Genomic DNA, 20,414 nt, shown 5'->3' on the forward strand with positions numbered 1-20,414 from the left:
ATTGGGCGATCGGCATGGATGTTATTGAGTGATCGGCATGAATGTTATTGAGCGATCGCCATGCGTGGGAATACGCACGAGCGATGGTGTTGCCGTATTGGGTGGTGAGGCGGTGCCTGTCAACCCCTGCTCCAAGTATGAGGACATGAAGTTCTCACCGGATGCCGATGGCGTCTACGAGTTCTATCTGAATATGGCGGGTGAAGCGCCGACTGTTTACGTCAAGAAGCCCTGATCTATCTCTGAGTGTTAAATCTCTCAGCAAATTAATCAGTTAAGTGCCCCGGTCCAGAAATCTGCTGGCCGGGGCATTTTTTTAGGTTAGAATCGGCGCCCTCATGGCATCAGATGTACTATATGTTGTGCCATTTATTTTAGATGACACTATTGGTTGTGTCCTGTGCTGTTGTCATGATGTTGATGCATTCACATAAGGTTGATTGAAAATGGCTAAATCGAACCCGGTGCTGGAGAGTGAGCTTGGCTCCCGCCTTATCCCCATGCAGGAAACGTCCCTCGAGATCTGGGACAGCAAGTATCGCCTCAAGAGCAAGGATGGCACTCCCATCGACAGCTCTATCGACGAGACTTACCAGCGGGTAGCTCGTGCGTTGGCCGAGCAGGAGCTGGAACCGGAGGCCTGGTATGAGCCGTTCTTGTGGGCGCTGCGCAATGGTGCCATTCCGGCTGGCCGCATCACCTCCAACGCAGGGGCTTTTGAGCACAAGCCAGCTACTTCAACCATCAACTGCACTGTCTCCGGCACTATTGAAGATTCGATGGACGATATCCTCGGCAAGGTGCATGAGGCCGGCCTGACCCTGAAAGCCGGTTGCGGCATCGGCTATGACTTCTCGACCCTGCGCCCGCGCGGTGCCTTTGTCTCCGGTGCCGGTGCCTACACCTCCGGCCCGCTCTCCTTCATGGATATCTACGACAAGATGTGTTTCACCGTCTCGTCAGCCGGTGGTCGTCGCGGCGCCCAGATGGGCACTATGGATATCCGCCATCCCGATGTGATCGAGTTTATTCAGGCCAAGCGTGAAGATGGCCGCCTGCGTCAGTTCAACCTCTCCCTGTTGATCACCGAAGATTTCGTCAAGGCGGTGAAAGAGGATGCGCCCTGGTCGCTGATCTTCCCCTACACCGCCAAAGAGGTGGAGCAGGATGGCATTGCGCTGGACGATCCCGCTCAGGTGCTCTGGGCCGACTGGCCCAACAAGGAAGGGGTTGTATTCAACGAGTTGGGGCAGGTCGCCTGCAAGGTCTACAAGACCATGCCAGCCCGCAAGCTGTGGAATGTCATCATGACCTCCACCTATGACTATGCAGAGCCCGGTTTCATCCTGATCGATAAGGTCAACCAGATGAACAACAACTGGTTCTGTGAAGAGATCCGCGCGACCAACCCCTGTGGCGAGCAGCCGTTGCCGCCTTACGGTGCCTGTCTGCTTGGATCGGTCAATCTGACCAAGTTTGTGCGCGATCCTTTTACTGAAAACGCGGCGTTTGATTGGCAGGCGTTTCGCAAGGTTGTGGCCATCTTTACCCGCATGCTCGACAACGTGGTGGAGATCAACCAGCTGCCACTGGCCAAGCAGCGCGAGGAGATCACAGCCAAGCGCCGTCACGGCATGGGTTTCCTGGGGCTTGGTTCGACCCTTACCATGCTGCAGATCAAGTACGGCTCCGCTGCATCCGTGGCCTTTACCGAGCAGGTATCTCAGGAGCTGGCGATGACCGGCTGGCATGAGTCCCTGCGTCTGGCCAAGGAGAAGGGCCCGGCGCCCATCATGGAGCAGGAGTTCGAAGTGACCGGCAAGATGCTGCGTCTGCGCCCGGAAATGGCAGCTGATGGCATCAAGGTGGGTGACAAGGTGAAGGGCAAGGTGCTGCACGCGCGCTATAGCCGCTATATGCAGCAGGTTGCCGAGGTGGATCCTGCGCTGGTCGCCGAGCTGGCGGAAGTGGGCGGGCGTTTCACCCACCACAGCAGCATTGCACCCACCGGCACCATTTCGCTGTCACTGGCCAACAACGCCAGCAACGGCATCGAACCGAGCTTTGCCCACCACTACAGCCGCAACGTCATCAAGCCGGGCAAGAAGAGCAAGGAGAGCGTGGATGTCTACTCCTTCGAGCTGCTGGCCTATCGCGAGCTGGTGAACCCGGCTGCTATGCCTTACAGCGAAGAGGAGGCGAGCCGTCTGCCGGACTATTTCATTACTGCCGACGACATCAGCCCGGCCCAGCACGTGGACATTCAGGCGGCGGCCCAGCGCTGGATCGACTCCTCCATCTCCAAGACCGCAAACGTGCCGACCGATTTCCCGTTCGAGCAGTTCAAGGGCATCTACATGTATGCCTCGGACTCCGGCCTCAAGGGCTGCACCACCTTCCGCTTCAATCCCGAGGCCTTCCAGGGCGTGCTGGTGAAGGAGAAGGATCTGGAGAACACCCTCTATGAGTTCACTCTGGAGGATGGCTCCGTCATCTCCGTCAAGGGGAACGAAGAGATTGAATACGATGGCGAGCTGCACACTGCCGCCAACCTCTACGACGCCTTGAAAGAAGGCTATTACGGTAAATTCTGAGAACGACATTATGGTCAAGAAGATCGACAAGAAAATCGTCGCCTACAAGGTGCGTACCAAGGATGAGCCGCAAGAAGATCTCTCTGCGCAGGATGACGTGGTGCACATGCACGAAACCGTGCTGCGCCCGGAGCGACTGATGGGCACCACCTACAAGCTGAAGACGCCGGAGCATGTCTCCGAGCACTCGTTGTTTATCACCATCAACGACATCATTCTCAACGAGGGCACGGTTCATGAAACCCGCCGTCCGTTCGAGATCTTCATCAACTCCAAGAGCCTGGAGCACTACCAGTGGATCGTGGCGCTGACCCGCATCATCTCGGCGGTATTCCGCAAAGGTGGGGATGTCACCTTCCTGGTGGAGGAGCTGCGCTCGGTGTTTGATCCCAAGGGTGGATACTGGAACAAGGGCAAGTACGTTCCATCGCTGATCGCCGAAATTGGCAACGTGATCGAGAGCCATCTCACCGAGATCGGCATGCTCAAGGCAACCGGACTGGACGAGCATCAGCAGGCGTTTCTGGCCGAGAAGCAGGCCGAGCTGAAGGCGGCTCAGGACGCCGAAGAGCAGCAGGCGAACAGTGGTTTTCCGGCCAATGCCGCGCTCTGCTACAAGTGCCACACCAAGGCGCTGGTGCTGAAGGATGGCTGCATGACCTGCCTCAACTGCGGCGACTCCAAGTGCGGTTAACAGGCATTCCTGAGTAGCTGAACGATAGAGAAAAGACCGGCCACAGCGCCGGTCGTTTCATTGCTGTTTTTATGCGCAATCAAATCAGGCGGCCCAGTGATTTGTTGCGTGATAGTAAAATCGGGCGTAGCGTTGAGGGTAATAAAACTGTCACGGCCGTGTGGTTTCAATGACATCTGAGATTCACACACGTGGCACCTTCAGTGCCAAGGAGGATGCTTATGGACAATACGGACCGAAAGCTGTTTATCCTGGATACCAACGTTCTGCTTCACGAACCCCTCGCTATCTACTCCTTCAAAGAGCACGACGTGCTCATCCCCATGACGGTGCTGGAAGAGCTCGATAACATCAAGGATCGCAACAAGGATGTCAGCCGCGACGCGCGGGTGGCCATTCGTGCGCTGGAAGATGTGTTCCGCGATGCAACCCCGGATCAGATCACCCAGGGCGTTCCGCTGGCTGGCGAAGCGAGCGGTAATATCTGCATCTTCAGCGATCACCATCTGCCGCAGGATGCCGAGGTCTTTACCGACAAGGAGGCCGACAACCGCATCATCAATGCGGCTCTCTATCTGCAAAAGCATGAGTTGAAGCGTCAGGTGGTGCTGGTCACCAAAGACATCAACATGCGCCTCAAGGCCAAAGGGGCCGGACTTGCTCATGTTGAAGATTACCGCAGCGATCAGCTGATCGATGATATCCGCCTGCTTGCCAAAGGCTTTCAGGTGGTGCCCGGCAGCTTCTGGGAGCGGGTTGGCGAGTGCGAGAGCGAGACCCATGGCCGCGACACCATCCATGTGATCGATGCCAATCTGCTGGAAGGGGTTCACGTAAACCAGTATCTGGTGGATGAAGAGAACTTCTTCGCCGCCCGGGTACTCAGCCAGGATGGCAACAAGATCCGCATCAAGGATCTGGGGCGCGAGCGGCTGATGTCCCGCAAGGCGTGGGGTGTCCATCCCAAGAACGTCTATCAGGGGATGGCGCTGGATGCCCTGCTCGATCCGCACATCGATCTGGTGATCCTGACCGGCCCGGCCGGTTGCGGCAAGACCCTGCTGGCGATGGCGGCGGCGCTGGAGCTGGTGATTGAGAAGGGCATTTACGAGAAGGTGATCGTCACCCGGAATACCCCGGAAATTGCCGAGAGCATCGGCTTCCTGCCCGGCACCGAAGAGGAGAAGATGATGCCCTGGTTGGCGGCGGTGACCGATACACTGGAGGTGCTGCACAAGCAGGACGAGAACATGAGCGGCTCGCTCAGCTACATCATGGAGAAGGCCAATATCCAGTTCAAATCGGTCAACTTCATGCGCGGGCGCAGCATCCAGAACACCTTCGTGCTGCTGGATGAGTGCCAGAACCTGACCGCTTCCCAGATCAAGACCATCATCACCCGCTGCGGCGAGGGCACCAAGATCGTCTGCTCCGGTAACCTGGCCCAGATCGACTCTAACTACTTGAGCCCGGTGACCTCGGGTCTCACCTACATCGTCGAGCGTTTCAAGGATTTCGACGGCAGTGCCAACATCTTCCTCAATGGCGTGGTGCGCAGCCGACTGGCCTCGTTCGCCGAGGAAAATCTCTGATTTAACTGACCATCTTCATATGAAAAAGGGGAAGCCAAGCGGCTTCCCCTTTTTTGATCCCGTCGCCGGTCATGAGCCCTGCGTACGACCCAGATAGCGCAGTAGCCCGGGATGATCGCTGTGTTGCAGGATGTCCGGTTTGCCTTGCAGGGCGATGCGCCCCTCGTCGACAAACAGCACCTGATCGGCGATGAGCTGGGCATCTTCCGGATTGTGGGAGACCATCAGCACGGTAATGCCCTGCTCGCAGGCGAGGCGGGCCACTTCGGCCAGCATCTCCCGGCGCAGGGCGGGATCGAGGGCCGAGAAGGGTTCATCCAGCAGCAACAATGGTTTGCCTCGCACCAACGCGCGAGCCAGCCCGACTCGCTGTTGCTGGCCGCCGGAGAGCTGTTCAGGCTGGCGGTTGAGCATCTCGCCAAGACCAACCCGCCCGGCTGCATCGATCACCTGTGCCCGCTGGGCGGCACTCAGGCGCAGACCCGGGTGCAGGCCGATAGCGATATTGTCAAAAACCGACAGGTGGAGGAAGAGGTTGTGATCCTGAAAAAGGGTGGTGACCGGTCGCTCGGCTGGGCCCAGCGGCAGCAGATCTTCGCCATCGAAACTGAGGCGGCCCGATTCCACCGGCACGAAACCGGCGATCATCCCGAGCAGGGTCGACTTGCCCGCGCCGCTTGGGCCAATCAGTGCGGTGATCTCCCCTTTGGGCAGGGTCGCGCTGAAGCTGACGCGCCAGTCTGGGTAGCTGGTCACCAGCGTATCAATGTTCAGCATGTTTTCCTCCAAGCCCCCGTTCCACCAGCCAGAACAGGGAGAAACAGAGTGTCAGCAGCAGCAGGGCAGTGGCGGCTGCCTCGGTCAGGCGATAGCTGCCGAGCTGTTGATAGAGCAGCCAGGGCAGGGTGGTGAGCTCCTGACTGCCAAACATGGCGATAGCGCCGAGATCCCCCAGCGAGAGGATCATCGACAGCGCCATCGCCAGTGCCAGCGGGCGGCGCAGCAGCGGCCACTCCACCAGTCGCAGGCGATGCAGGCCGCGTACCCCCAGGCTGTCCGCCAGCCGGTCGTATTGGCGTACCACCAACTGCATGGGGGCTGAGAGGGTGCGCATCACATAGGGCAGCGCCATCAGGGCGTTGACCAGTACTACCAGCCATGGGCCGAGTGCAAATACATCGGCAAAGGGCATAAACAGGATAAAGAGACCGGTAGAGAGCACCACGGCCGGGATCATCAGGATCACCGAACCGCTGGCCTCCCACAGGGCGGCAGCCCGCCGCTGGCGGGTGCGCACCTTGAGGTGACGGCTGGTGAGTAGCAGGCCGCTGCCGAGCAGGGTCGCCAGGGTGCCTGCCGCCAGTGCAATCAGCAGCGACTGACCGCTCGCCAGCCACAACTTGCTTGAGGTTAGCGCAGTCAGCAGGCCGGGATGGAGGCCTGCCACCACGATGGCCAGCAGGGGCGGCAGAAAGATGGCGAGCCCGATGCAGAGCGAGAAGAGATCCACCACGGCCGTGCCCGGCTGATGGCGATCCGGCCGCAGGCAGGGGCGACGGGGGGTCACCCTGCTGGCCGGGGTGCTCTGCAGCTTGTGTTGCAGGGCGAGCAGGGCGGCGGTCAGGATCAGCTGCACCAGCGCCAGTCCGCCTGCGGTGGCGAGATCGAAGTCAAAGCGCAGCGCCTGATAGACGGCCACCTCCAGCGTGGTGGACTTCGGCCCGCCCCCCAGCGCCAGCACCGTGGTGAAGCTGGTGAAGCAGAGCATGAAGATGAGGCTGGCAAGCCCCGGCAATATACCGCGAATGAGCGGCCACTCCAGCAGCCGGAAGATATGGGATGAGCGCATGCCGAGCTGGCTGGCGAGGCGCCAGCTTGATTCGGGAATGCTCTCTATGCTCTGCAGCATCAGGCGGGCCGCCAGCGGCATGTTGAAGAAGACGTGGGCCAGCAGGATGCCGAACAGGCCGTAGAGGTAGTTGCCGGGATCCAGCCCGAGTGACCGTAGCAGTTGCGGTAGCCACCCCTGTTTGCCGTGTACCGCTACTATGCCGAAGATGGCGATGATGACCGGCAGCACCAGCGAGAGGCCAAACAACTTGATCAGCAGGGTGCGGCCAACGAAGCGGCGCCGCGCCAATGCACGGGCCACCGGAATGGCAAGCCCCAGGCTCAGCAGGGTGGAGAGCAGCGCCTGCCCCAGACTGAAGCCCAGCACATGACGCAGATAAGGGTCTGCGAGCAGGGTGCGGGGCGCCAGCGAACCGGCCTGCCACAGCAGGGCCACGAGCGGCCCGAGGGATAACAGCAGGATCAACAGGGTGGCTGCACTGCCCGGCAACCACCAGAGGGGACGAGCCTGTGGTTTCAGATAACGGCTCACTGGGTGACGGCTTGCAGCCACTCGCGGATCCACCCTTTGCGATGGGCGGCAACCTCATCGCTGCTGAAGGCGAGCGGCTTGGCTACAGTGATCATCTGCTCGAAGCCCTTGGGCAACGGCGTGTCGATCACCGGATACATCCAGTTGCCGGTCGGGATTTCCTGCTGGAAGGCGGGGCTCACCATGAACTGCAGGAACTGGTCAGCCAGCTTCTCCTGTTTGGCGCTCTTCAGCTTGGCGGCCACTTCTACCTGACGGTAGTGGCCCTCCTCGAAGGCTGCTGCCTGATACTGGGGCTTGTTCTCGCCAATCAGGTGATAGGCCGGAGAGGTGGTGTAGGAGAGCACCATGTCCGCTTCGCCATCGAGGAACATGCCGTAGGCCTCTGACCACCCTTTGGTGACGGTGACCGTCTTTTTGGCAAGCTCGGCCCAGGCGGCAGGCGCCTTGTCGCCGTAGACAGACTTCATCCACAGCATCAACCCCTGCCCCGGGGTGGAGGTGCGGGGATCCTGATAGATCACCTTGAGATCGGGGCGCTCCACCAGCTCTTTCAGGCTCTTGGGGGGCTGCTTGAGCTTCTCCTTGTCATAGACAAAGGCGAAGTAGCCATAGTCGTAGGGGACGAAGGTGTCGTCCTGCCAGCCGCCCGGCACCTTGATGCCGTCGAGCTTGGCGGGATGGGGGGCGAACAGGCCGCTCTGCTTGGCTTCACTGATGAGGGCATCGTCGAGCCCCAGTACCAGATCAGCTTTGCTGTGGTTGCCCTCCAGCCGCAGCCGGTTGAGGATGGCCACCCCATCTTCGAGGGGAACCAGATTGAGGGTGCAGCCGCACTCTTTCTCGAAGGCTTGTTTGATCTTGGGCCCCGGCCCCCACTCGGCAGTGAAGGAGCTGTAGGTGTAGACGGTGAGGGTGTCGGCGGCGAACGCATTGGCCGACAGCAGGCCGGTGGTGACCAGCAGCAGGGTCTTCATGGGTGGCACTCCCTATTACTTGTTAATAACGAGGTGCCAGCGGGTGAGGGCGCAAAAAATGAGCGCCATGCCTCAAATTCCTCCGCCAGCATTATCTGGATCAGGTACACGGGTATAATCTCAGCGGTAAACCGCACCCCGTTTGAGAAACGAACCGCATTGTATTAACGTTCTTTTGGGTAGACCAGCACAATTGTGCAATACCCATGAGATGACGCCCACCCAACAGAGGATGTTCGCGTGCTTACCAATACCAAGGAAAGGCGTGCCTTTGCGCGCATGGTCATCAATGCTCCGGTCACCGTCTATCAACAGCAGCTGGTGCTGGAGGGGATCTGCCGGGATCTCAGTGCCAACGGCATGGGGATTGCGGTCTCTGAACACCAGCTCGATATCAATCAGCCCATCCGGATCAGTCTTGCCACCAACAACAACCTGTTGCCCCCCTTTGAAGCCCACGCCCGCATTATCCGGGTACTGGAGGAAGAGAGCGGGTTGCTGTTGGCGGTAGAGTTTCTGCCTCAGGGTTAATCCTTTTTCTCCCTATCAGCAGAGGGAGGGGATTACCCTTTTTCCTGAACCGGCTGCACACTCAACTGCTTGCTATCGACCAGCGTTTTGCTGGTCGATGCTATTTGGCCCGCAGGCAAGGTGGCGGGGCCGGTAGGTTCGATCAGCAGGTAGTTCTGCCCTTGCCAGTTGAGGGTCACATCCCCCGGCTTGGCGGGCAGGTCAACGGCCAGCAGGGCATGGCCGGGGACAAACACCATGGCCTGTTTCAGCTCGGGAAAGAGCTGGGCCAGCATGGCGGCCATCAGGGTTACCTTGCTGTCGCAGTCGCCCCGGTTCTGCTCCAAGACCTGACGGGGCGAGAGAAAACCCTTGCCCTGCCTTCCGTTTAGGTTATCGAGCTGCTGATAGGGGATACTCTGGATAAAGGTGAGCATATGTGCCACGGTCTTCTGGCTAGCTTCCGTTTCGGTGCTGCCCTGCTGCTTGAGTTGATCCGCCAGCGGAGCCAGCCCGCTGCGACTCTCCAGCGCGATGCGCACATGATCCTGTTTCACCGCCAGCTGCCCGTCAGGGGTGTTGAAGTACTGGAAGTAGTGTTTGGTCAGCCACGCCTGCTCCTCTTTGCTCCGTTGTGACTGCAGAAAGGCCATCGCCTCACGCGCCTTGTCCTGATTGCGGCTTTTCAGATGCAGCTCCAGCGAGGGGCGAGCGAGGGTGAACTGCACCTCGGGGTAGTTCTGGCGCACCTCCCGCAGCAACACCTGCAACACCTCCTCCTGCATTCTGGCCGGGCGATAGGCGATAAGCGGCGGCAACTTGCCCTGTTCGAGCCGGTAGGTGAGCTGCTGGGGTTTGCCTTCGCTATCTTGCCAGCCGACGCTGATCTGGCCGAGGCTGTTGTTGAAGCTGGTTTGGCTGGCCCCCGCAGGCAGGGCAAGCAGCAGGGCACAGAGCAGAGGAATTGCCGTCGGTCTCTTCATCATCCTTTCCTGTGGCACGGGCCAGTTCCGGTGGCCCAAAGTGGGAAGCGTAGCGGACAGTAAAACAGGGAGCCGAAGCTCCCTGTTGATTCTACTCGTTTTTTTGCAACTGGCGTGTTAAATCCAGCTCGGCTGCTTCGCCTCAAAGGCGCTGATGGCGGCCTCGTGCTGCAGGGTCAGGCCGATAGCGTCCAGCCCGTTCAGCAGGCAGTAACGACGAAACTCGTCGATCTCGAAACCAAAGCAGAGGCTACCAGCGCGCACCTGATTGGCCTCCAGATCCACTTCAATTTCGATGCCCGGCTGGGCGGCAACCAGCTGGAACAGGGCATCGACCTCCTCCTCCTTCAGGCGCACCGGTACCATGCCATTGTTGATGGCGTTGCCGTAGAAAATGTCGGCAAAGCTCGGGGCAATAATGGTCTTGAAGCCGTAGTCGGCCAGCGCCCAGGGGGCGTGCTCACGGCTCGAGCCACAGCCGAAGTTCTCGCGGGCCAGCAGGATGCTGGCACCGGCGAATTGCGGCTGGTTGAGCACAAACTCGGGGTTGGGCTGCTGGCCGGCATCGTCGAGGAAGCGCCAGTCGTGGAACAGGTGCTTGCCAAAACCGATGCGGTTCACCTTCTGCAAAAACTGCTTGGGAATGATGGCGTCGGTGTCGACGTTGGCGCTGTCGAGGGGGACGACGATCCCTTTATGTTGCTTGAAGCCTGTCATCTTGTTCTCCTCGTAATTACAGCGCGCGAATGTCGGCGAAGCGGCCGGTGACGGCGGCTGCGGCGGCCATGGCCGGGCTGACCAGATGGGTGCGGCCGGCGCGGCCCTGACGCCCTTCGAAGTTGCGGTTGCTGGTGGAGGCGCAGCGCTCCCCCGGTTGCAGCCGGTCGTTGTTCATCGCCAGACACATGGAGCAGCCGGGCAGGCGCCACTCAAAACCGGCCTCAATGAAGATCTTGTCCAGACCCTCCGCTTCGGCCTGCGCCTTCACCTGCTCGGAGCCCGGCACCACCAGCGCCTGTACGCCAGCAGCCACCTTGCGACCGCGGGCGATGGCGGCGGCGGCGCGCAGATCTTCGATGCGGCTGTTGGTGCACGATCCGATAAACACCTTATCGATGGCGACATCGGAGAGCTTCTGGCCAGGCTGAAGATCCATATAGGCGAGCGCCTTGCGAGCGGACTGCTGCTCCATCAGATCGCTGAAGGATTCCGGTGCAGGAATGGGTTCATTGACGGCAATCACCTGCCCCGGGTTGGTCCCCCAGGTGACCTGAGGGGCGATATCGGCGGCGTCCAGCACTACTTCGGCATCGAAGTGGGCACCTTCATCGCTCTTGAGGCTCTGCCAGTAGGCGATGGCCTGCTCAAGCGCCTCGCCCTTGGGGGCAAACTCCTTGCCACGGATGTAGTCGATGGTGGTCTGGTCGGGGGCGATCATTCCCGCCTTGGCGCCCAGCTCGATGGCCATGTTGCACACCGTCATCCGCCCTTCCATGGTGAGCCCTTCGATGGCTTCGCCAGCGAACTCCACCACGTAGCCGGTACCACCGGCATGGCCGACCCGGCCTATGATGGCCAGCACCACATCCTTGGCGCTGATGCCCTCGGCCAGCTTGCCGTTGACCGAAATACGCATGGTCTTGGCGCGCCCCTGTTTCAGGGTCTGGGTGGCCATCACATGCTCCACCTCGGAGGTGCCGATGCCGAACGCCAGCGAGCCGAAGGCGCCGTGGGTGGCGGTGTGGGAGTCGCCGCAGACGATGGTGGTGCCGGGCAGGGTGATGCCGAGCTCGGGGCCCATCACATGGACGATCCCCTGATATTTGTGGTTGAGATCGTAGAGGCGAACCCCGAACTCTTTACAGTTGTCGGCCAGCGTCTCCATCTGGATGCGGGCCATCTCGCCAGAGGCGGCGATGTCCTTGGTGGTGGTGGAGACGTTGTGATCCATGGTGGCCCAGGTCAGGTCCGGGCGGCGCAACTGGCGGTTCATGGCGCGCAGGCCGTCGAATGCCTGCGGGCTGGTCACTTCATGCACCAGATGGCGGTCGATGTAGATGAGGGGCGTTTCCCCTTCCACTTCCCGTACCACGTGGGCGTCGAATACTTTCTGATAGAGGGTCTTGGCCATTGCTTCTCTCTTCCTTGTTATTTGTTATGCGGCTCAGATCCGGGCGGCGATCTGGCTGCCCATCTCGGACGTGCTCTGCACCGGATGGCGGGCGCTGGCCTGATGCAGGTCGGCGGTGAAGTAACCCTCGGCCAGAGTCTGGGCCACGGCCTGCTCGATGGCCAGGGCGGCAGCTTCCTGGCCCAGGCTGTAACGCAGCATCAGGGCGGCGGAGAGGATCTGGGCGATGGGGTTGGCGATCCCTTTGCCTGCAATATCGGGGGCCGAGCCACCTGCCGGTTCGAACAGGCCGAAACCCGATTCGTTGAGGCTGGCAGAGGGGAGCAACCCCATGGAGCCGGTGATCATGGCGCACTCGTCGGAGAGGATGTCACCGAACAGGTTGGAGCAGAGCAGCACGTCGAACTGGGACGGATCCTTGATGAGCTGCATGGTCGCGTTGTCGATATACATATGGTTCAGTGCCACGTCCGGGTAGGATTTGGCAACTTGCGTCACCACTTCGCGCCACAGGATGGAGGAGGCGAGCACGTTGGCCTTGTCGATGGAGGTGACCTTGCTACGGCGCACACGAGCCGACTCAAAGGCAATTTTGGCGATGCGCTCGATCTCGAAGCGGTGGTACACCTCGGTGTCGAATGCTTTCTCGTTCGCCCCTTCTCCCTCGCGCCCCTTGGGCTGGCCGAAGTAGATGCCGCCGGTCAGCTCCCGCACGCAGGCTATGTCAAAACCGCGATCGGAGATGTCGGCGCGCAGCGGGGAGAACTGCTCCAGACCGGTGTAGATGCGGGCCGGACGCAGGTTGCAAAACAGCTTGAAGTGGGCGCGCAGGGGCAGCAGGGCACCGCGCTCCGGCTGATCGTTGGGGGGCAGATGTTCCCATTTCGGGCCGCCCACCGAGCCAAACAGCACGGCATCGGCCGCTTCACAACCTTTGATGGTGCTTTGCGGCAGCGGGGTGCCGTGGTTGTCGATGGCGATGCCGCCCACGTCGTGGCGATCATACTCGAAGGCGAGGCCGAACTTGGCCTGCACCTTCTCCAGCACCTTGACGGCCTCGGCCATCACTTCCGGGCCAATGCCGTCACCCGGTAATACTGCGATCCGATAACTGCTCATACTGTCTCCGTCTTGATAGTGTTATTTCGTTCCATCTGCTCGGCGACCTGATCGGCGCGCCAGATGCTGTTGATCACATGGAGCAGGGCGTGGGCCGAGGATTCGATGATGTCGGTGGCCAGCCCCATACCGTGGAATTTGCGCCCTTTGTACTCGGCGACGATATCGACCTGACCGAGGGCATCTTCCCCTTCACCCTTGCTCTTGAGGGCATATTTGTCGATGCGGATCTCATAGCCGGTAATGCGGTTGATGCACTGGTAGACCGCATCCACCGGGCCGTTGCCGGTGGCCGCTTCGCACACCAGATCCTGCCCTACCTTCAATTTGACCGAGGCGGTCGCCAGCACCGAACTGCCGCTCTGTACCCCGAGGTACTCAAGCTTGAAGTGCTCCGGCTCTTCGTGGATCTGGCTGAAGAAGGCCAGCGCTTCGAGGTCGTAGTCGAACACCTGCCCCTTCTTGTCGGCCAGGGTCAGGAACTTGCCATAGAGGTGGTCGAGGTCGTAGCTGCTCTCGGCGTAGCCCATGGACTCCATCCGGTGCTTGATGACGTGACGGCCGGAGCGGGAGGTCATGTTGAGGTTGTTCTGGGTCAGGCCAATGCTCTCGGGGGTGATGATTTCGTAAGTGTTTTTCGCCTTGAGCACGCCATCCTGATGGATGCCGGAGCTGTGGGAGAAGGCGTTGGCCCCGACGATCGCCTTGTTGGGCTGCACCGGCATGTTGCAGAGCTGGCTGACCAGCGTGCTGGTGCGATGAATTTCGTTGTGGCGGATATTGGTCTGCACCCCGAGCAGATCGGCGCGGGTTTTGAGGATCATCGCCACCTCTTCCAGCGAGCAGTTGCCCGCCCGTTCGCCGATGCCGTTGATGGTACACTCGATTTGGCGGGCTCCCATCTGCACCGCGCCGATGGAGTTGGCCACCGAGAGTCCCAGATCGTCGTGGCAGTGGACCGAGATGATGGCCTTGTCGATGTTGGGCACCCGGTTGAACAGGGTGTGGATGATGCCGGAGAACTCGGTCGGTACCGTGTAGCCCACGGTATCGGGGATATTGATGGTGCGGGCCCCCGCCTTGATGGCGGCCTCCACCATGCGGCAGAGATTATCAATCGGCGTGCGGCCTGCATCCTCACAGGAGAACTCCACATCATCGGTGTAGCGCAGGGCGTGCTTGATGGCGCCGACCCCCATCTCCAGCACATCCTCGAAGCTCTTTTTCAGCTTGCTCTCCACATGGATGGAGGAGGTGGAGATAAAGGTGTGGATGCGAAACGCCTCGGCGACCCGCAAGGCTTCACCGGCAGCATCGATATCCTTGGGCAGGGCGCGGGCGAGGGCACAGACCCGGCTGTTTTTGATGTGGCGGGCTATGGTCTGCACCGATTGAAAATCGCCGGGAGAGGAGACCGGGAAGCCCACCTCCATGACGTCGACACCGAGCCGCTCCAGTGCCTGGGCGATCTGCAGCTTCTCCTTGACTGTCAAACTGGCCGCCAGGGCCTGCTCACCATCACGCAAGGTGGTGTCGAATATGATGACCCGATCTGACATGTGACTTCCCTCTTCCTAAGTTCGGTAACGTGCATCCTGCGGCGGCATAAAAAAACCCGTGCAGGGTGCACGGGTTTTTGTAAATTCCGGCTATGCCTTAGCCCGGCTACAAGGATCCCGCGCGAATTAACGCGATTAGGGAGATTAGTAGTAGCGGGGTGGCGATATGCATGACGTTGTTATTCCTTCCAGTCGATAACGCTTTTACCAATATCGAGATTTTTATGCTGTGTCAACACGGAAGGTCAGGGGCAATCTGCTGACGTATTTAATCGGATTGTAAAGGATTGCAAATTTCCTTGTCCCATATTCGGCCCATGACCGATTATCTGGTCATTCCTGCTGTGCTCTATTCTCTGCACAACCAGATCGACTTATCAGCATTGGCTGAATTATCTGAGGTGTTAAATGGAAAAACGTAGACCTGGTCGTCCGGTCGGACGTTCTGACATTCGTGACAAGTTGCTTGCTGCCGCCCGTGAGCGTTTTCTCAATACTCCCTATAGCAAGGTGACTACACGCGAAATCGCGGAGCTTGCTGGCTCCAATCTGGCAATGATCCACTACTACTTCGGCAGTAAAGAGGGTCTTTACAAAGCTGTGCTGGGCGATGTCGCCGAGCCCCTCGACCATGCCTGGCAAGATGAACACAGCAATCACAGCCTCAACGAGCTGCTCAACACCTACTATCAGGTGATGGCGCCCAATAGCGAGCTGACCTCGGCCATCTCCAGCGCATTGTCGACCGAGAAGAGCCCTGGCCGGGATTTTGTGCTGAACCGCCTGCTGGAACGTCAGCTGCCGCAGTTCGATGCCCTGCTGGAAACCATGAAGTCCAACGGCGAGCTGGGTGACAACCTGGATCCCGAGATGCTGAAGATCTCTTTCCTCAGCATGATGTGGCAGCCGTTCGTGATGAAAGATCTCTACGAGCAGGTGTTTGGCCTGAAAGTGGATGAGCACTTCATGGCCCGTCTGGCGGATCACAACTGCCGTCTGATGGAGACCGGCCTGCGCGGCAGCCACTGATTTTGCCGCAACATCGAGATTAAAAAGGGCCATTCGGCCCTTTTTTCATAAATCTGTTATCCCTCGTTCAACGTAACGTCATCCCGCTTTCCTACTCTGCAAGCAGAATTCAGGGAAGGAGGGGATATGAACAAGATCCAGCAATGGGACCTGCAGGTGTGCCGGGTCTGCCTGCTGCACGGCTACAACCGGCCGCTGGCGAGGGTGAGTCGCCTCATTTCCCGTACCGGTGATGGCCCGCTGTACGCCGTGCTGGCCGCCCTGCTCTGGTGGCAGGGTGAGGCAGAGCGGGAACTGGTGCGACTGGCGCTGCTCGCCTTCGCCATCGAGCTGCCCCTCTATCTGCTGCTGAAAAACAGCCTGAAACGGCAACGGCCTATCGGCTTGCCGGTCTTTATCACCCCCTCCGATCGCTACAGCCTTCCCTCCGGCCACACCGCCGCTGCCTTTCTGATGGCCACCATACTGGCGACCGGCTTTCCGCTCTGGGCCCCCCTGCTGTTTGGCTGGGCGACGCTGGTGGGGGCATCGCGATTGTTACTCGGGGTTCACTACCTGAGCGATCTGGTGGCCGGAGCCCTGCTGGGTGGCGGTTGCGCCGTGCTGGCGCTCGGCTGGAGCCACTCATGAGGATACTGTTTGGGGTGCAAGGCACCGGCAACGGTCATATCAGTCGCAGTCGCACCCTGGCTCGGGCGCTGCGCACGGCAGGGGTCGAGGTGGATTATCTCTTTAGCGGCCGTCCTGCCGAGCGCTACTTCGACATGGAGGAGTTTGGTGCCTACCGCGCCTTTGCCGGCCTCACTTTTGTCAGTCACGAGGGGCGGGTCTCGCCGTGGCGCACCCTGCAGGCCGCCTCGCCGCTCACCTTCTGGCGGGATCTGCGGGCCCTCGATTGCAGCGAATACGATCTGGTGGTGAGCGATTTTGAGCCGCTGACCGCCCACGCTGCCCGCCGCTATGGCAAGCCGAGCCTCACCATCAGTCATCAGGCCAGCTTCAACTGGCCCATCCCGCGCTGGGGGGAGGACGGGGTCAGCCGCCAGCTGATGCGCCACTTTGCTCCTGTGGATCAGCCGCTCGGGCTGCACTGGTTTCACTTTGGTCACCCCTTGTTGCCGCCGGTGATTGACCCCATCGCCGCCGCGCCGGATAACGGCGAGATCTTGGTCTATCTACCGTTCGAGCAGACCGAGGCGATCGCCGCCCTGCTGTCGCGTTTTGGCCAGCAGCGCTTCGTCTGCTTTCACCCCGCCATCCGCACCCCGAGTCAATGGCGCAACCTGCGCTTCGAGCCACCGTCGCGGCACGGGTTTATCGCCGTGCTGGCCGGTTGTCGCGGCGTCATCTCCAACGCGGGCTTCGAGCTTGCTTCCGAGGCGCTCACCCTCGGCAAGAAGCTGCTGGTCAAACCCCTCGGCGGCCAGTTCGAGCAGCTGACCAATGGCAAGACTCTGGAGATGATGGGGCTGGCGACCCTGATGGATGTGCTCGATGCCAATCTGGTGCGCACCTGGCTCGACAGCGCTTCGCCGGGAGCGGTCTGCTACCCCGATGTTGCGGGGGAGCTGGCCCGCTGGCTGGCGGCGGGAGCCGACGAGAGCGTGGCCTCTCTGTCGCGGCGGTTATGGGCGCGTACCCTGTTTCCGGAGGAGGTGAGTGATCGCCTGAGCGAGCTGGATGGGGGTGACTGTTTATCCAGCTGCTGGTTATCGCAAGTGAGCGTTGTTGACTAGACTGAAAGGCGATCCCACCAAGGAGAGGACGGAGCAAATGCGCTTTACCAATGAGAATGGCGAAACCATGACGCTGGCGGACAATCTGACCCTGCACGAGTTGCTCGATATGGGTGTCAGCATTTCGGTCAGTGAAGAGACCGATCCGGATCAGCAGATCTGGCTGGCGGAGCCGGATCAGGACAACTGAGTCATCATCCGGCATCAAGCCCACCCCTGAGCGGTGGGCTTTTTTGTGGCTGTTTTTCCCCTCAGCGGAATGATCCGCTGGCTATTCCCCGACTTCCTTCCCGTTTGTCTCATGGTCGCAGCGGCAACTCATTGAATGTTAATAGCCGGTTGAAATCTATGACTGTTCTGGTCAGACAAAGCCGTGGACAACCGTTCATTGGCGGGTTAAGTTGGTTTTTCACCCGATTTTCGGGTGAATGATGGAAAAATCCTTTTTTTCACCTGTCGACGGGGCTGAATCGGGCCGATCTGCATTCAGATAACAACAAGAAACGGATCGGGCCGTGCCGGGAAGCACGGCATCGTCGGCGGGATTCGCTAAACGGAGCAAAGCCTGGAGGGCTTTATCATGGAGATGTTATCAGGCGCCCAGATGGTGGTTAGAGCGCTGGAAGATCAGGGAGTTGAGCACGTCTTCGGCTACCCTGGTGGCTCAGTGCTCGACATCTATGACGCTCTCTTCGAAAACGGCAAGATGGAGCATGTCTTGGTGCGGCACGAGCAAGCCGCGGTTCACATGGCTGACGGTTACGCCCGCTCCACCGGCAAGGTGGGGACTGTGCTGGTAACATCTGGCCCGGGAGCGACCAACTGCATTACCGGTATTGCCACCGCCTATATGGATTCCATTCCGCTGGTGATCCTCTCCGGCCAGGTGCCGACCAGCATGATCGGTGAGGATGCGTTCCAGGAGACCGACATGATCGGTATCTCCCGCCCGGTGGTGAAGCACAGCTTCCTGTGCAAGAAGGCGAGCGATATTCCCGAGGCCATCAAGAAGGCCTACTACATTGCCGCCAGCGGCCGCCCGGGGCCGGTGGTGGTGGATCTGCCCAAAGATGTGCAGAACCCGAAAGAGAAATTCCCCTACCAGTATCCCGAGTCGGTCTCCCTGCGCTCCTACAACCCGACCAAGTCTGGCCACAAGGGCCAGATCAAGCGGGCCGCCAAGCTGCTGGTGGATGCCCAGCGCCCGGTGATGTATGTGGGCGGCGGCGCCATCAACGCCAATGCGGATCATCTGGTAACCAAGCTGGCAGAGTTGCTGAACCTGCCGGTGACCACCACCCTGATGGGGCTGGGGGCCTTCTCCGGCATCCATCCGCAATTTATCGGCATGCTGGGGATGCACGGCACCTTCGAAGCCAACAAGACCATGCACAACGCGGATCTCATCTTCGCCGTGGGTGCCCGCTTTGATGACCGCGTCACCAACAACGTGGCCAAGTTCTGCCCCAATGCGACCGTGGTTCATATCGATATCGACCCCACCTCCATCTCCAAGACGGTGCAGGCCCATGTGCCCATCGTCGGCTCGGTGGAAACCGTGCTGGAGCAGATGCTGGAGGTGATCCGTGAGTGTGGCTTCGATAACGACAAGGAGGCGCTGGCGGACTGGTGGAGCCAGATCAACCAGTGGCGCTCCCGTCACTGTCTGGCTTACGAAAAATCGGCTACCCAGATCAAGCCGCAGCAGGTGATCGAGACCCTCTACAAGGTGACTCAGGGTCAGGCGTTCGTTGCCTCCGACGTCGGCCAGCACCAGATGTTTGCCGCCCTTTACTACCCGTTTGCCAAGCCGCGCCAGTGGATCAACTCCGGTGGCCTCGGCACCATGGGCTTCGGTATTCCGGCCGCCATGGGGGCCCAGTTTGCCAACCCGGATGCGGTGGTCTGCTGCGTCACCGGCGACGGCTCGGTACAGATGAATATTCAGGAGCTCTCGACCTGCTTGCAGTATGGGGTGCCCATCAAGATCATCTCCATCAACAACCGTGCGCTGGGCATGGTCAAGCAGTGGCAGAAGATGTTCTACGGCGGCCGTCACAGCCACTCCTACATGGAGTCCCTGCCGGACTTCGTCAAACTGGCGGAAGCCTACGGCCACGTCGGTATCGCGGTGAGCGATCCGGCCGAGCTGGAGAGCGCCATGGAGAAGGCCTTCGCCATGAAGGATCGGTTGGTGTTCATGGATATCTCGGTCGACCCGGATGAGCACGTCTATCCGATGCAGATCAAGTTTGGCGCCATGGACGAGATGTGGCTGAGCAAGACGGAGAGGACCTGACAATGGGACACATTATTTCGGTCGTACTCATGGAGCTCAAGTTTGGTTCCATCAATGACGAGATGTTGCTGAGCAAGACGGAGAGAACCTGACGATGGAACATATTATTTCGGTCGTACTGGTGAATCACGCCGCCGATGAGATGTGGCTGAGCAAGGCGGGAGAAATCTGATGAGACATATAATTTCCGTTCTGCTGGAGAACGAATCCGGCGCCCTGAGCCGCGTGGTGGGTCTCTTCTCCCAGCGCGGCTACAACATCGAGACCCTGACGGTGGCGCCGACCGAGGATCCCACCCTGTCGCGCATGACCATAGTCACCATGGGTGACGAGCGGGTGCTGGAGCAGATCCAGAAGCAACTGCACAAGCTGGTGGACGTGCTCAAGGTGTGCGATTTGAGCGAAGGGGAGCATATCGAGCGGGAGATCGCGCTGGTCAAGGCGCGCGCTGCCGGTGGGGCCCGTGACGAGCTGAAACGGCTGGCGGATATCTTCCGTGGCCAGATTGTCGACGTCACCCCCGAGCAGTACACGGTACAGCTGGTGGGCACCAGCGAAAAGCTGGATGCCTTTATCAAGACTGCCGCCCAGACCAACGAGATCATCGAAGTGGTGCGCTCCGGCGTCTGCGGCATCTCGCGGGCAGACAAGGCGCTGCGGCCCTGATGGCTGGCGGGACAGCTGATGACGCGTCAGCTGCCGCAGAGTGAAGGAAAAGAGGGCTCTGCGGAGTAATGCCAGTCAGTTAAGCCTGACTGGCATTGTTTTTATTGGCTTTTTTCACACTATACCTCTGGGGCCTTGGCTT

Annotated in this window: 18 protein-coding genes, 1 pseudogene and 1 riboswitch; of the genes and pseudogenes, 11 read left to right on the forward strand and 8 right to left on the reverse strand. The window is 59.9% G+C overall.

What is annotated here, in order from left to right; genetic code table 11:
* Nucleotides 1-79: 79 nt before the first annotated feature.
* The 4 genes and pseudogenes from PG888_RS20240 to PG888_RS20255 all read left to right on the forward strand — a co-directional run.
* Nucleotides 80-235, forward strand: a pseudogene (locus tag PG888_RS20240) (pullulanase); the annotation flags it as partial.
* Between the two features lie 211 nt (nt 236-446).
* Nucleotides 447-2,594: an adenosylcobalamin-dependent ribonucleoside-diphosphate reductase gene (locus tag PG888_RS20245; protein WP_182938875.1), complete on the forward strand. Its 2,148-nt coding sequence runs from the start codon at nt 447-449 to the stop codon at nt 2,592-2,594.
* A gap of 10 nt (nt 2,595-2,604) precedes the next feature.
* Nucleotides 2,605-3,288: a TSCPD domain-containing protein gene (locus tag PG888_RS20250; protein ID WP_058053024.1), complete on the forward strand. Its 684-nt coding sequence runs from the start codon at nt 2,605-2,607 to the stop codon at nt 3,286-3,288.
* A 221-nt stretch (nt 3,289-3,509) separates the two neighbouring features.
* Nucleotides 3,510-4,880 carry a PhoH family protein gene (locus PG888_RS20255; RefSeq protein ID WP_182938876.1) on the forward strand — a complete coding sequence of 457 codons (1,371 nt, stop codon included), beginning with the start codon at nt 3,510-3,512 and terminating at the stop codon, nt 4,878-4,880.
* 69 nt (nt 4,881-4,949) lie between these two features.
* On the opposite strand, the gene thiQ is transcribed toward PG888_RS20255, so the two are convergent.
* From thiQ to thiB, 3 genes are read right to left on the reverse strand one after another with little or no spacing between them, the layout of a single operon-like run.
* Nucleotides 4,950-5,657, reverse strand: coding sequence for a thiamine ABC transporter ATP-binding protein (gene thiQ / locus PG888_RS20260; RefSeq protein ID WP_182938877.1), 708 nt, complete (start codon nt 5,655-5,657; stop codon nt 4,950-4,952).
* Nucleotides 5,644-7,263, reverse strand: a complete 1,620-nt coding sequence (thiP, locus tag PG888_RS20265) for a thiamine/thiamine pyrophosphate ABC transporter permease (protein ID WP_182938878.1) — start codon at nt 7,261-7,263, stop codon at nt 5,644-5,646. Before thiP ends, thiQ begins: the two co-directional genes overlap by 14 nt.
* On the reverse strand, nt 7,260-8,240 hold the full coding sequence (thiB, locus tag PG888_RS20270) for a thiamine ABC transporter substrate binding subunit (protein ID WP_182938879.1): 981 nt from the start codon (nt 8,238-8,240) through the stop codon (nt 7,260-7,262). The genes thiP and thiB overlap by 4 nt, the downstream gene beginning before the upstream one ends.
* A gap of 60 nt (nt 8,241-8,300) precedes the next feature.
* Nucleotides 8,301-8,391, reverse strand: a riboswitch (TPP riboswitch).
* 89 nt (nt 8,392-8,480) lie between these two features.
* On the opposite strand from thiB, the gene PG888_RS20275 reads away from it, so the two are divergent.
* Nucleotides 8,481-8,771: a PilZ domain-containing protein gene (locus PG888_RS20275; protein ID WP_005339160.1), complete on the forward strand. Its 291-nt coding sequence runs from the start codon at nt 8,481-8,483 to the stop codon at nt 8,769-8,771.
* 32 nt (nt 8,772-8,803) lie between these two features.
* On the opposite strand, the gene PG888_RS20280 is transcribed toward PG888_RS20275, so the two are convergent.
* The 5 genes from PG888_RS20280 to leuA form a co-directional block, all read right to left on the reverse strand.
* Nucleotides 8,804-9,733 carry a transglutaminase domain-containing protein gene (locus PG888_RS20280; protein WP_182939706.1) on the reverse strand — a complete coding sequence of 310 codons (930 nt, stop codon included), beginning with the start codon at nt 9,731-9,733 and terminating at the stop codon, nt 8,804-8,806.
* A gap of 117 nt (nt 9,734-9,850) precedes the next feature.
* Nucleotides 9,851-10,450, reverse strand: a complete 600-nt coding sequence (gene leuD / locus PG888_RS20285) for a 3-isopropylmalate dehydratase small subunit (RefSeq protein ID WP_040064975.1) — start codon at nt 10,448-10,450, stop codon at nt 9,851-9,853.
* Between the two features lie 16 nt (nt 10,451-10,466).
* A complete protein-coding gene (gene leuC / locus PG888_RS20290) occupies nt 10,467-11,864 on the reverse strand; it encodes a 3-isopropylmalate dehydratase large subunit (protein ID WP_182938880.1) in 1,398 nt (465 codons plus the stop codon).
* 33 nt (nt 11,865-11,897) lie between these two features.
* A complete protein-coding gene (gene leuB / locus PG888_RS20295; protein ID WP_182938881.1) occupies nt 11,898-12,983 on the reverse strand; it encodes a 3-isopropylmalate dehydrogenase in 1,086 nt (361 codons plus the stop codon).
* Nucleotides 12,980-14,542 carry a 2-isopropylmalate synthase gene (gene leuA / locus PG888_RS20300; protein WP_040097792.1) on the reverse strand — a complete coding sequence of 521 codons (1,563 nt, stop codon included), beginning with the start codon at nt 14,540-14,542 and terminating at the stop codon, nt 12,980-12,982. Before leuA ends, leuB begins: the two co-directional genes overlap by 4 nt.
* Nucleotides 14,543-14,950: 408 nt before the next feature.
* Between leuA and PG888_RS20305 the strand changes: the two genes are divergently transcribed.
* The 6 genes from PG888_RS20305 to ilvN all read left to right on the forward strand — a co-directional run bounded on the left by PG888_RS20305 (nt 14,951) and on the right by ilvN (nt 20,272).
* Nucleotides 14,951-15,571 carry a TetR/AcrR family transcriptional regulator gene (locus tag PG888_RS20305; protein WP_042059830.1) on the forward strand — a complete coding sequence of 207 codons (621 nt, stop codon included), beginning with the start codon at nt 14,951-14,953 and terminating at the stop codon, nt 15,569-15,571.
* A gap of 126 nt (nt 15,572-15,697) precedes the next feature.
* Nucleotides 15,698-16,201, forward strand: coding sequence for a phosphatase PAP2 family protein (locus tag PG888_RS20310; RefSeq protein WP_182938882.1), 504 nt, complete (start codon nt 15,698-15,700; stop codon nt 16,199-16,201).
* Complete coding sequence (locus tag PG888_RS20315; RefSeq protein ID WP_182938883.1) at nt 16,198-17,307, forward strand: MJ1255/VC2487 family glycosyltransferase; 1,110 nt, start codon at nt 16,198-16,200, stop codon at nt 17,305-17,307. The genes PG888_RS20310 and PG888_RS20315 overlap by 4 nt, the downstream gene beginning before the upstream one ends.
* Nucleotides 17,308-17,344: 37 nt before the next feature.
* The gene (locus PG888_RS20320; protein WP_098972262.1) at nt 17,345-17,497 is read left to right on the forward strand and encodes a hypothetical protein; all 153 of its coding nucleotides are present in this window, start codon (nt 17,345-17,347) and stop codon (nt 17,495-17,497) included.
* A 390-nt stretch (nt 17,498-17,887) separates the two neighbouring features.
* Nucleotides 17,888-19,606, forward strand: coding sequence for an acetolactate synthase 3 large subunit (locus PG888_RS20325; RefSeq protein ID WP_182938884.1), 1,719 nt, complete (start codon nt 17,888-17,890; stop codon nt 19,604-19,606).
* A gap of 171 nt (nt 19,607-19,777) precedes the next feature.
* Nucleotides 19,778-20,272: an acetolactate synthase small subunit gene (ilvN, locus tag PG888_RS20330; RefSeq protein WP_005311605.1), complete on the forward strand. Its 495-nt coding sequence runs from the start codon at nt 19,778-19,780 to the stop codon at nt 20,270-20,272.
* Nucleotides 20,273-20,414: the final 142 nt, after the last annotated feature.

Source organism: Aeromonas sp. QDB23 (genome assembly GCF_027707745.1).
In the GTDB taxonomy this organism is placed as follows: Bacteria; Pseudomonadota; Gammaproteobacteria; order Enterobacterales; family Aeromonadaceae; genus Aeromonas; species Aeromonas allosaccharophila.